General features: G+C 75.7%; 10 protein-coding genes and 1 pseudogene. 8 read left to right on the top strand and 3 right to left on the bottom strand.

From position 1 onward, the window contains the following. Positions 1–129 precede the first annotated feature (129 nt). Complete coding sequence (locus ACWF41_RS09050; RefSeq protein WP_380320203.1) at positions 130–726, top strand: HhH-GPD-type base excision DNA repair protein; 597 nt, start codon at positions 130–132, stop codon at positions 724–726. 9 nt (positions 727–735) lie between these two features. Here the strand turns inward: ACWF41_RS09050 and ACWF41_RS09045 are convergent, their stop codons facing one another. Together ACWF41_RS09045 and ACWF41_RS09040 are read right to left on the bottom strand one after the other, a co-directional pair. After that, positions 736–1,869, bottom strand: a complete 1,134-nt coding sequence (locus tag ACWF41_RS09045) for a P1 family peptidase (protein ID WP_380320200.1) — start codon at positions 1,867–1,869, stop codon at positions 736–738. Further along, positions 1,866–2,330, bottom strand: a complete 465-nt coding sequence (locus tag ACWF41_RS09040; protein ID WP_380347034.1) for a MerR family transcriptional regulator — start codon at positions 2,328–2,330, stop codon at positions 1,866–1,868. The genes ACWF41_RS09045 and ACWF41_RS09040 overlap by 4 nt, the downstream gene beginning before the upstream one ends. Positions 2,331–2,406: 76 nt before the next feature. Between ACWF41_RS09040 and ACWF41_RS09035 the strand changes: the two genes are divergently transcribed. The 4 genes from ACWF41_RS09035 to ACWF41_RS09020 are packed head-to-tail and all read left to right on the top strand — an operon-like array spanning position 2,407 to position 5,335. Continuing rightward, entirely contained in the window at positions 2,407–3,360 is a 954-nt protein-coding gene (locus ACWF41_RS09035; protein WP_380320194.1) for an FAD-dependent oxidoreductase, read from the top strand. A gap of 52 nt (positions 3,361–3,412) precedes the next feature. Next, positions 3,413–4,060 (top strand): histidine phosphatase family protein, encoded by a 648-nt coding sequence (locus tag ACWF41_RS09030; protein WP_380320191.1) that lies wholly within the window; start codon positions 3,413–3,415, stop codon positions 4,058–4,060. A gap of 10 nt (positions 4,061–4,070) precedes the next feature. Next, positions 4,071–4,919, top strand: a complete 849-nt coding sequence (locus ACWF41_RS09025) for a hypothetical protein (RefSeq protein ID WP_380320188.1) — start codon at positions 4,071–4,073, stop codon at positions 4,917–4,919. A gap of 41 nt (positions 4,920–4,960) precedes the next feature. After that, complete coding sequence (locus tag ACWF41_RS09020) at positions 4,961–5,335, top strand: MmcQ/YjbR family DNA-binding protein (protein WP_380320185.1); 375 nt, start codon at positions 4,961–4,963, stop codon at positions 5,333–5,335. 18 nt (positions 5,336–5,353) lie between these two features. On the opposite strand, the gene ACWF41_RS09015 is transcribed toward ACWF41_RS09020, so the two are convergent. Then, on the bottom strand, positions 5,354–7,672 hold the full coding sequence (locus ACWF41_RS09015; RefSeq protein WP_380320182.1) for a M28 family peptidase: 2,319 nt from the start codon (positions 7,670–7,672) through the stop codon (positions 5,354–5,356). Between the two features lie 137 nt (positions 7,673–7,809). Here ACWF41_RS09015 and ACWF41_RS09010 point away from each other — a divergent pair, with 137 nt between their 5' ends. From ACWF41_RS09010 to ACWF41_RS09000, 3 genes and pseudogenes are all read left to right on the top strand, one after another. Continuing rightward, positions 7,810–8,853, top strand: coding sequence for an alcohol dehydrogenase catalytic domain-containing protein (locus ACWF41_RS09010; RefSeq protein ID WP_380320179.1), 1,044 nt, complete (start codon positions 7,810–7,812; stop codon positions 8,851–8,853). 363 nt (positions 8,854–9,216) lie between these two features. Next, positions 9,217–10,410, top strand: a complete 1,194-nt coding sequence (locus ACWF41_RS09005; protein ID WP_380320176.1) for a magnesium and cobalt transport protein CorA — start codon at positions 9,217–9,219, stop codon at positions 10,408–10,410. A gap of 167 nt (positions 10,411–10,577) precedes the next feature. Further along, positions 10,578–11,417, top strand: a pseudogene (locus tag ACWF41_RS09000) (AI-2E family transporter); the annotation flags it as partial. Positions 11,418–11,618: the final 201 nt, after the last annotated feature.

The following is an 11,618-nucleotide window of genomic DNA, read 5'->3' as shown; positions in this document are numbered from 1 at the left end:
CTTCCTTCCTTGCCGGGCGTTGAAACGAGGGATCCGTACCTGGGGTTCGTTCTTTTGTCACGAGGTCGGGATGTCGACCGACCTCGTGACAGACGACCGACCTCAGGGCGTGCGAGGCATCATGGACCCATGACCGCACCACTCTGGATCACCGGCGACCCCGAGACCGACGCGCTGCTGAGCGACGACATGTTCGCGCTGCTCGTGGGCATGCTGCTCGACCAGCAGTACCCGATGGAGCACGCGTTCGCGGGGCCGCGCAAGATCCGTGACCGCCTCGGCAGCATCGACCCGCACGCGGTGGCGGACGCCGATCCGGACGAGTTCGTCACCCTCGCCACCACTCCCCCAGCGATCCACCGGTACGGGCGCTCGATGGCCGGGCGCGTGCAGGCGCTGGCCCGCGCGATCGTGGACGACTACGACGGCGACGTCGCGAAGCTCTGGACGACGCCCGGGGCCGACGGCCCTGCCACGGGCGCCGAGGTGCTGGCGCGGCTGCGGGCGCTGCCCGGCTTCGGGGAGCAGAAGGCCAAGATCTTCCTCGCCCTGCTGGGCAAGCAGCGCGGCATCCGGCCCGCGGGCTGGCAGGAGGCGGCGGGCCACTACGGCGACGAGGGGTCGCGCCGCTCGATCGCCGACGTGACCAGCGCGGAGTCGCTCGCCGAGGTGCGCACGTTCAAGAAGGCGCAGAAGGCGGCGGCCAAGGCGGCCAAGCAGGGCTGACGCCGACGGTCAGCTGCCGACCCCCGCCGCGCGGAGGCGAGCCAGCAGCGCGTCGTGCGGGACGCCGCGCTCCGTGCCGCGGTGCCCGACGGTCGTGACGGCCGTGAGCACGGAGGCGAGCAGCGCCTCCTCGACGGCGTCCATCGTGGCGGCGAACAGCGGGTTCAGGACGTCGTCCGGCAGGAGCGGGTCGGCCGGGTCGGCCGTGGTGAACGCCAGACCGTAGTCGCCGCTGCCGTGGGCGAAGTCGGAGCCCACGCGGCCCATCGCGAACACCGCGCGGCGGGCCACCCGCTCCAGGCGCCGTGCGTCCAGGGGCGCGTCCGTCGCGACGACGATCATGCAGGAGTTCCCGTCCCGCACCCCCGGCCCCTCCGGTCTGTTCGGCAGCCCGTCGATCTCCTCGGCACGTCGCCCTGCCGAAGGGATCGACGGGGTGCCGAACAGATCCGCCGCAGGCATCGGCACCCCCTGCACGGTGAGCGTGCCGGAGAAGTTCGACTGCACCAGCGCCCCCACGGTGCGGGTCTCGCCCGCCACCTCGACGCGGCGCGACGCCGTCCCGATCCCGCCCTTGTAGCCGAGGGCGGACGTGCCCGCCCCCGCGCCGACGCAGCCCTGCGCCACCGGGCCGGCCGTCGCGCCGTCGAGCGCGGCCAGCACGTGCGCCTCCGTGATCGGGCGGGCGCGGATGTCGGAGAGGTACCCGTCGTTCGTCTCCCCCACCACAGGGTTCAGCGACCGCACCTCCTCGTAGCCGGGCCACGCCAGCACGTGCGTGACGAGGGCGTCCGCGGCGCGGAACGCCGACAGCGTCGCGGTGAGGACGACCGGCGTCTCGATCGCGCCGAGCTGCTCCAGCTGCGTGGCGCCGACCAGCTTGCCGAACCCGTTCCCCACGAACAGCCCGCACGGCAGGGCGCGGCGCTGGCCCGGCCCGACACCCAGCGCGTCGGGCACGACGGCCGTCACGCCGGTGTGCAGGCGCTGGCCCTCGTGCAGGGTCGCGTGCCCGACGCGCACCCCGGCGACGTCGGTGATGGCGTTCGCCGGCCCGGTGGGCAGGTCGCCCACGACGATGCCGAGCTCGCGCGGCCCGGGGCGCTCGCCGTTCACCCCCGGGCCCGCCGCCCCCGCGCTCACGAGCGTGCCCCGGCCGGGACGAGAGCCACCGGGTGCACGTCGCGCCAGGTGCGGGTGCCGTCCACGAGGTCCTGCACGTGCTCCCGGAAGCGGGGGCAGGTGGCGATGTCGTGCGCCCGGCACGACAGGGCGTGCTCCGTCATGTGCCGGGAGCGGTCGATCTCCTCCTGTCGGCGGTCGAGCTCGGCGAGGTGGGCCGTGAGCACCTCGTGCCGCTCGCGCGCGCCCTGCCCGGACGCCCCGGCGTCCAGCAGCACCTGGATCTGCTCCAGGCTCATGCCCGCCACCTTGGAGCTGAGGATCGTCGCGACGCGCACCACGTCGTCGGGTCCGTAGCGCCTCCGCCCGGCGCCGTCGCGGGCCGGGTCGAGCAGGCCGACCTCCTCCCAGTACCGCAGCACGTGGGTCTCCAGGCCGAACCGCTCCGCCAGCTCGCCCACGCTCCAGGTCGCCGGTTCCACCCCACCGCTTGACTTCATGTTGACATGAAGTCACAGCCTGGGGGCAGCACGCAACCCGACCCTCGAAGGAGACGCCATGAGCGACCCCCGCCCCACCCTCCACGACGCGGTGATCGTCGGCGCCGGCCCCGCCGGCCTCGCCGCCGCGCTGATGCTCGGCCGCACGCACCGCGACGTCGTCGTGCTCGACTCGGGCACCTACCGCAACGACCCGACCGACGCGATGCACAACGTGCTCGGCTTCGACGGCGCGGCGCCGGCGGAGTTCCGCGCCGCCGCGCACCGCACCCTGGCCGCCTACGAGACCGTCGAGCTGCGGCGCACCACGGCGCGCGAGATCGCCCCGCTCGACCCGACGTCCCCCGCCGACGGCTTCGTCGTGCGCACGGACGCCGGCGACGTGGCCGCCCGCCGCCTGCTGCTCGCCACGGGCGTGCGCGACGAGCTCCCCGCGACGCCGGGCCTGGACGCCCTGTTCGGTACCGTCGCCGCGCACTGCCCCTACTGCCACGGGCACGAGTTCTCCGGCACGCCGGTGGCGATCCTGGGGGCGGGCCCGCACTCCCCGCGCGTCGCCGGCCTGATCGAGCGCATCGCGAGCCGCGTCGTCGTGCTCGCCGACGGCGCAGGCGTCGACCCGCAGGTCCGCGCGGCGCTGGACGCCCGCGGCGTCGCGGTCCGGCCCGAGCGCGTGCTGCGGCTCGAGCCCCTGACGCTGCCCGGCGGCCACCCGGGCGCCCGGGCGGTGCTGGACGGCGGCGCGGCGGAGGAGCTCGGCGGCGTCATGGTCGCGCCCACCCTCCGCCAGTCGGCGCCGTTCGCGGACCGGCTCGGCCTCGAGCTGCGCGACTCCGGCTGCGTGGCGGTCGACGCCATGGCACGTACGAGCCTGCCCGGCGTCCTCGCCGCCGGCGACCTGGCGCACACCGCCGACTTCCCGATGCCCGTGAGTTCCGTGACCGCGGCGATGGCGGCGGGCCAGCTCGCGGCCGCGTCCATCGACGCCGACCTGCTGGGCGTCGCGCGCTGACGAGATCCCGGCGCGGCGGCGGACAGGATTGCGGGACGGGCAGGATGGCGGCATGAGACGCAGCCTGTTCGTCGTCGCCCACCCGCACGCGGAGCACACGGCCGCCGGCCTCGTCGGCGGCTGGTACGACTCGCGCCTCACCGACCGGGGCCGCGCCGACGCGCACCGGGTGGCCGCGGAGCTGAGCCGGCGGCTGGACGCCCGCCCGGAGCCGGGGCGACCGGTGCGCGTCACGACCTCCGACCTCGCCCGGGCGGCGGAGGCCGCGGACGTCGTGGGCGCGGCGCTCGGGGTCGCGGCGGAGCGGGACCGGCGGCTGCGCGAGATCAGCTTCGGCGACGCCGAGGGCCGGCCGAACGCCTGGCTCGACGCGCGGCGCGTCCACGCCCCGGACGATGACCGGCTCGACCACCGCGGCCCGGTGCCCGGGGCGGAGACGCGGCGCGAGGTGGCCGAGCGGGTCGGCGCGTGCGTCGCCGGCCTCATGGCGGATGAGGCCCACGACCACGTGGTGGTGACGCACGGCTTCGCGCACACGTTCGTCGTCACGACGTGGCTGCGCGTCCCCGTCGAGGCGGCCGGGTTCGCCACCTTCGCCACCTCGCCGGGCGCCATCACGCACCTCGCCCACGACGACGGCTGGCGCAACCGGACGCTGGTCGAGCTCGCCGCGACGAGTCACCTCGCGAGCGCCGACTAGGCTCGCGCGCATGACCTCACCGCAGCTGCTGCCGCTCGGCCCTGCCCCGCGCCCGACGTCGGGCGACGACCTCGCCGCCCGGCTGCGTGCCCTCGCCGTCCGCGCGGCGGGCCCCGGCGTGGCAGGCCTGGACCGGTCCGGGGTGCGGGCGGTGCTGGACGGCGCGGACGTCGCCTCGCTCGAGCTGGATCTGACGGGCGTCGCGTTCGGCGCGCACCAGAAGGCGCCGGGCGTCGAGTGGTCGCCCGCGACGGTCGTGTCGCGCGAGGAGGGCGCGGTGCGCCGGCTGCGGGTCGACGCCCACCCACTCACGGCCGTCGACCTCCCCGTCGACGTGCTCGTCGAGGCGTCCGGCCTGCGGTTCGCCTGGGTCGAGGGGTCCGACGGCCAGGTCGGCGTCGAGCCGGTCGAGCCCGACGACGCGCACCCGGTCACCGGGCAGGCCAGCGTCGCCGTCTCGCGCGCGGGCCTCGTCGCCACCGTGCACGGGCTGCTGGCCGTGTCGCTGCAGTCGCAGGGCGTCACGCTGAGCGACCTGGACGTGCAGATCGACTCGCGCGGCCCGCGCGCGGCCGGCCTGCGGATCGACGCGAAGATCCGCAAGGGCTTCCTGTCGGCCGCCGTGTCCGCGACGGCGTCGGCGTCCGTCGACGCGCAGATGGTGCTCACCGTCGGCGACGTGCGGATCTCCAGCGGCAACCCGCTGGTCGCCGCGTTGCTCGCCACCGTGCGCGGACGCGTCGAGGCCGCGGGCAACCAGAGCCACGACCTCGCCGCGGCGCTGCCGCCCGGCGTCCGCCTCACCGACGTGCGCATCGACGTCGGCGAGGACCTCGTCATCACGGCCCGCCTGGGCTGAGCGGCCCGCCCGGTGTCGGCGGGCCGTGGCAGATTCGTGCTGTGCCCGACCGCCCTGACGTACCGCCCGAGCTCGTCGACCGCCTCCGCGGCCTGCTGCGATTCCCGGAGTGCGCCGAGGAGGACGCCTGGACGGGCGTGCGATGGCGGGTCCGCCGCGCGACCGTGGCGCACGTCTTCGGCGGCGAGGACCAGCTGTTCCGCGTGACGTTCCGCGCCGACCCTCAGGAGGTGCAGGCGTTCGAGCACCTCGGCGGCCCGTACTTCCGCGCCGGCTGGGGCGGCAACGTCGTCGGCGTCGTGCTCGACGCGCGCACCGACTGGGAGGAGATGGCCGAGCTGCTCACCGACTCCTACTGCATCCAGGCGCCGGCGCAGCTGGCCGACGCGGTCGCCCGGCCGGAGCCGGCCGGGTGACCGCCGCCGTCATCCCGGTCAGAGGGTGACGGACGTCCCGACCAGCACCAGCTCGGACGTGTGCGACCCGGCGACGCCGACGTCGGCGGGGCGCTCGACGAACCCGGGCAGGTCCTCGAGCCCGCCGCCGGCGGCGACGACCCGCAGGTCGAGCGGCTGGCCCGCGGGGACGGTGAGGACGACCTCGAACCCGTCGGCGCCCGGGGCGTAGAAGCGGGTGTCGAGAGCACCGGCGTCGACCGGGACCTCGCGGCCCGCCACGGTCGCCGCCTCGACGCCCCCGGCGTTGAGCTGCACGTACCGCAGCGCGTCGCTGGTGCCGATCGGCGCGCCCTCGCCCGGAGTCACCCGCAGGGTGAGGCGGCGCGCGTCGCCGTCGGGCTCGCTGTCCACCACGTCGACGACGGGGGCGGGCAGGTCGGCCGCCTCGGCGTCGCCCGCGTAGACCTCGTCGGCGAACATCGGGAACGGCTCGGACAGGTCGGTCTCGGTGTCCACGTACTGCGCGGTCCAGTCGCTCGGCGTCTCTTCGTCGGAGACCCAGTGCGCGGTGCCCGTGTCGGCGTCCAGCGCGTACGCGAGGCGGGTGGGCTCGGGGTGCTCGGCGTCGAACGGGTCCACGACGAACCCGACGACGAGAGCCCCGACGGCCACGACGGCGCACGACCCGACCAGGCCGAGGCCGAGGCGCCGGCCGCGCGGGAGCAGCACGGCGAGCACCGGCGCGAGGGCGAGGCCGAGGAGCGCCGCGACCACGGCCGGGGCAGCCCCGGTCGCCAGGCCGAGCGCCGGGAAGAACAGCAGACCGATCGGCACGATGACGACCACCCCGACGGCCGCGCCGAGGGTCACGACCACCCGGCGGCCGACCGTCCCGCGTGCCACCGTGACGGCGACCAGGCCGGCCACGGCGCCCGCGAGCGCCGGCAGTGCGGCGAGGTAGGAGCCGCCGGGGGTGACGGCGGCGAGCACGACGCCGAGCACGGCGAGCCAGCCGAGCGCGCCGACGGCGAGCGCGGGCCCGCCGAGCGAGCGGCGCAGCCCGACGAACCAGGCGACGAGGACGGTCGCGACGATGCCGAGCAGCGCGACGCGGAAGCCCCACGGCCGCCACGGGTCGAGCATCTCGGCGTAGCCGGGCCGCACGAGGGTCATGACCCACCACAGCGCCATGGATCCCACGACGGCCCCGACGAGCGGGATCAGCGCGGACGCGAAGCCGAGCGCGAGGCGGCCGGCGCCGGTCCGCTCGCCACGGACCTCGCCGCGGCGGGCGAGCACGACGGCGAGGGCCCCGACGGCGAGCACGGCCGCGACGGCCAGCGGCCACACGAGCCAGCCGGGGTAGCGCGCGAGCACACCGCCCGGCAGCGGGAAGTAGGTGGCGTCGTCCGACGCGGGCCGCGCGAGCGCCGCGGCGTCGCCGTTCCCGAGCTCGCGCGCCAGGGCCAGGGCGTTCGACCCGTGGTGCTGCAGGCTCGCCAGCGACATCCGGTCGGGGGTGTCCTGGGGCGCGTGGTAGGTCGCGGAGCCATCGATGTACGCGGAGTTCAGGCCCGTGAACCGGCTCTGCGGGTCGTCGAGGAACGGCGAGAAGTCGGTGTCGTTCGGCAGGATCCGGTAGACCTCGACCGCCATGGAGCTGCCCACCGGGTACGGCACGTGGGAGTACGCGTCGACGAGCGCGGCGTTGCCGTCGGAGGTCTCGAACATGATGGCCGGGCCCGACGAGCCGCGGGCCTCGACGTTGACGGCGACCCCGCCGTCGGCGGCCCGCGGGTCGGCGTGCGCGAAGGCCTCCGCCCCGCACAGGCAGGCCTCCTCGGCGTCCGTGAACACGAGGACGACGTCGTTGCGCAGGGGCTCGCCGGCGCCGAGCGCGCGTGCGGTCTCCAGCAGGGTCGCCACGCCGGCCCCGTCGTCGTTGGCCCCGTGCGACACCTCGGCGGAGTCGTAGTGCGCGACGAAGAAGACGGGGCCCGTGGAGTCGGTGCCCTCGATCGTGGCGACCACGTTGGTGGTGGCGGCGACGCGGCTCTGGTCTCCCAGGCGTCCCGACATGCCCACGCCCTCAGTGACGTCGGGGTCGAGCCCGAGGTCCCGCAGGTCGGCGACGATCCGGTCGCGGACGTCGGCCGCGGCGGCCGTGCCGTGCGGGTGCACCTGCGTGCCGATCGCCTCGACGGTGGCGAACGCGCGCTCCGCGCTGAACTCGTCGGCGGCCGCGTCGGCGGGGCGCGGCGACGGGGGCAGCACCGACCACACGGCGAGCGCCGCGAGGACGAGGAGGAACAGGGAGCACGCGAGCGACGTCGCCCACGACCGGGTCTGGATCACGCGCGCAACCTAGCCGCGCGCCCCTCCCGTGGCCCAATCGTGACCCGTCACCCGGCGCGAGCTGTCAGGACCAGGACCTGGAATTCGTCGCCCTGGTCCTGACAGGTCCGGGGTCGAGTCCGTGGTTGGATCGGCCCGTGCGCGCGATGACGTTCGACCGGTTCGGCGGCCCGGTGACGGTCCGCGACGTGCCCGAGCCCGAGGCGCCGCCCGGCGGCGTGGTGGTGCGGGTGCACGCCAGCGGCCTGTGCCTCAGCGACTGGCACGCCTGGGCCGGCCACGACACGGACATCACCGCGCTCCCCCACGTGCCGGGCCACGAGCTCGCGGGCGTCGTCGCCGCCGTCGGCGGGGGCGTGAGCCGGTGGCGCGTGGGCGACCGCGTGACGTCCCCCTTCGTCTGCGGCTGCGGACGCTGCGACTGGTGCCGGTCCGGGCAGGCGCAGGTCTGCCCCGACCAGACCCAGCCGGGCTTCACGCACGCCGGGTCGTTCGCGGAGCTCGTCGTGCTGCACGCCGCGGACACCAACCTCGTCGCCCTGCCCGACGACGTCGACGACGCCACCGCCGCGAGCCTGGGCTGCCGCTTCGCGACCGCGTACCGCGCCGTCGTCGGGCGGGCCCGCGTGCAGCCCGGCGAACGCGTCGTCGTCGTGGGCGCGGGCGGGGTCGGCCTCAGCGCCGTGATGGTCGCGGCCGCGCTGGGCGCCCAGGTCGTCGCCGTCGACCGGCACGACGGCGCTCTCGACGCCGCGCGCCGGGCCGGGGCCGCGCGCACGGTGCTCGCCGCCGAGGGCGTGGACGTGCCCGCCGTGGTGCAGGAGCTCACGGGCGGGTGCCACGTGAGCGTCGACGCCGTCGGCAGCGAGCGCACCTGCGCGGACGCGATCGGGAGCCTGCGGCGGCGGGGGCGGCACGTGCAGGTGGGCCTGCTGCCGCCGGTCGGCGGCCACCCCCGCGTGCCGATGTCGCGTGTGATCGGCTGGGAGCTCGACGTGCTCGGCAGCCACGGCATGGCCGCCGCCGACTACCCCGAGATGCTGGCGCGCGTCGCCGACGGCACGCTGCGCCCGGCCGCCCTGGTCGACCGCGTCGTCGGGCTCGACGAGGGCGCGCGCCTGCTGCCGGGCCTGCACGACACCCTGCGCGCCGGGATGGTCCTCGTGGACCCGCGGCGCTGAGCACCCCGACGTCGCGGAGATCACCCCGCCCGGCGGGTGGCGGGCGTGGCCTCCCGGCGCCGCCGCGGATATGCTGGGCGGCGGCCTGAGCAGCAGCGGCGACCGCCGCACACACGAGGGAGGTGCACGCACATGACCCGTAGCGAGCCTCCCAGTAGTCCGAGCCGCGACTGACGGCTCCCCGCCCGGCACACGTCCGGGCGGCCGCGACGCGCACCGCCGCGTCGCCCCCTCCCGAGCTCCCCGCTCCTCCCGTGGCACGCCCCGGGACGTCGCCGGGCTGCCTCGGCCGAGCCGCAGTCGCGGGAACGATGCACAGCACGATGCGCCCCGCCTCGCCCCTGCCTGCCCTCGGAGTCCGCCATGTCCCTCACCTCCAGCACCCGCACCGTCCGCACGCGCCCCCTGCTCGGCGCCCTGCGCCCCCGCCGCGCCACCCCGGCCAGCGGCGCGGGCGGCCGCCTCGGCAGCGCGCGACGCGACGCGGACCGGCCAGACGGCGAGCGCCTCGACCGCCGCGACCTGCCCGGCCGGTCCTCCATCGTCGAGGCCGCCCTCTACGACGCGGACGGCCGCCGCGTGGCCAGCTTCACCCGCCTCGCGGAGGTGTTCCGCGAGCTGCGCTCCCGCCCGGGCGGGATGGCGTGGATCGGCCTGGAGCGGCCCGACGAGAACGAGCTGGCCCAGCTCGCGCGCGAGTTCGACCTGCACCCGCTCGCCGTCGAGGACGCGATCGTGGCGCACCAGCGGCCCAAGATCGAGCGCTACGGCGAGACGCTGTTCGTCGTGCTGCACGCCGCGCGGTACGTGGACGCGACCGAGTCGGTCGAGTTCTCCGAGCTGCACGTGTTCGTGGGGCCCGACTTCGTCGTCACCGTGCGGCACGGGGCGTGCCCCGACCTGGCGGCCGTGCGCACCCACCTCGAGGCGCACCCCGGCATGCTGGCCCGCGGCCCGGAGTCCGTGCTGTACGCGATCGTCGACCGCGTCGTCGACGACTACGCCCCCGTCGTCGCCGGCCTGGACGCCGACATCGACGAGATCGAGTCCGAGGTGTTCGGCGGTGACGCGGCCGTGTCGCGGCGCATCTACGAGCTGTCCCGCGAGGTGGTCGAGTTCCAGCGGGCGGTGCGCCCCCTGCAGCGCGTGTGCGGGTCCCTCGCCAAGGGCGCGGAGAAGTACGGCGTCACCGAGGAGATGCAGGCGTACCTGCGCGACGTCGCCGACCACCTCACCGAGGTCGCCGACCGCGTCGAGTCCTTCCGCGCCGCGCTGCGCGACATCCTCACGGTGAACGCGACGCTCGTCGCGCAGCGGCAGAACGAGGAGATGACGCACCTCACCGAGGTGAGCATCCGCCAGGGCGAGGAGGTCAAGAAGATCTCCGGCTGGGCGGCCATCCTCTTCGCCCCGACGCTCGTCGGGACGGTCTACGGGATGAACTTCGACGTCATGCCCGAGACGCACTGGTCGTGGGGCTACCCGGCCGCGCTCGTCGCGATGCTCGGCGTGAGCGTGGCGCTGTTCGCCGTGTTCCGCGGGAAGCGATGGATCTGACCCGACAGGTGGTCGAGCAGGACGGCGCCCGGCGTGGTCGCTAGGGTCGCGGGGTGACATCGACCCCGGCGCCCGTAACCGGCAGCCCGACCACCGACCACGGCGGGCTCAACCCCGCGACCCGCACCCTGCTGTCGCTCGGCGGGGCCGTCCTGGTCCTGGCCGGCATGTACTGGGCCAGGGACGTCCTCGCGCCGGTGTTCCTCGCCGCGGTGATCGTGATCATCTGCCACCCCGTGCGGCGGCCGCTCGAGGCGCGCGGCTGGCCGCGGTGGCTGGCGACGACGGCGGTCATCGTCGTCGCCTACCTGATCCTCGCGGCGCTGCTCGCGATGCTCGTCTTCGCCGGCTACCAGTTCGCGGGCCTCGTGCGCGAGTACCTCGGTCAGCTGCAGCAGTCCGTCGACGACATCGCGGCGCAACTGTCCGCCCTGGGCTTCGACGCCCAGATCGCGGACGCGGCGTCGTCGTTCCTGGAGCCGTCGCGCGTGCTCGCCGTGGCGGGCAGCGTGAGCAGCATCGCTCTGTCGATCGCCACGGCGCTGTTCTTCGTCCTCGCGTACGCGATCTTCATGGCGGCCGACGCCGCCCGGTACGCGACGGCGTCCCGCGTCTTCGGCGCCACCCACGGCGCGCAGATCGCGCGCGCCACCCGGTTCAGCTCCGGCGTGCGGCGCTACTTCGTGGTCAACGCGTCGTTCGGTGCGGTCGTGGCCGTGGTGGACGGGTTCGCCCTCGCGCTGCTCGGCGTGCCGGCGCCCGTCGTGTGGGCGATCCTCGCGTTCGTCACCAACTTCATCCCCAACATCGGCTTCGTGCTCGGCCTCATCCCGCCGGTCATCATGGCGTTCGTCGTGGGCGGCTGGCCCCTCGCCCTCGCGGTCGCCGCCGTCTACTGCGTCGTCAACGTGGTGCTGCAGGTTCTGGTGCAGCCCAAGTTCGTCTCCGACGCGGTGAGCCTGAGCCTCACGCTGAGCTTCGTCTCCGTGGTCTTCTGGACCTTCGTCATCGGCCCGCTCGGCGCCATCCTTGCCATCCCGCTGACCCTGCTGGTCCGCGCGCTGGTGCTCGAGGGCGACCCGCGCACGGTGTGGCTGCGCTGGCTGTCCGGCGACGACGTCACGCTGGCCGACGAGCTGCCCCCCGCCGCCGTGCCCGTCCTCGCCGCCGCGCCCGCCGCCGGCGACGCCACCCCCGCCCCGACCGGC

This window comes from Isoptericola sp. NPDC055063, assembly GCF_053608125.1.
The sequence above is the reverse complement of the archived record's forward strand: the minus strand, read 5'-3'. Positions and strand labels throughout refer to the sequence as shown.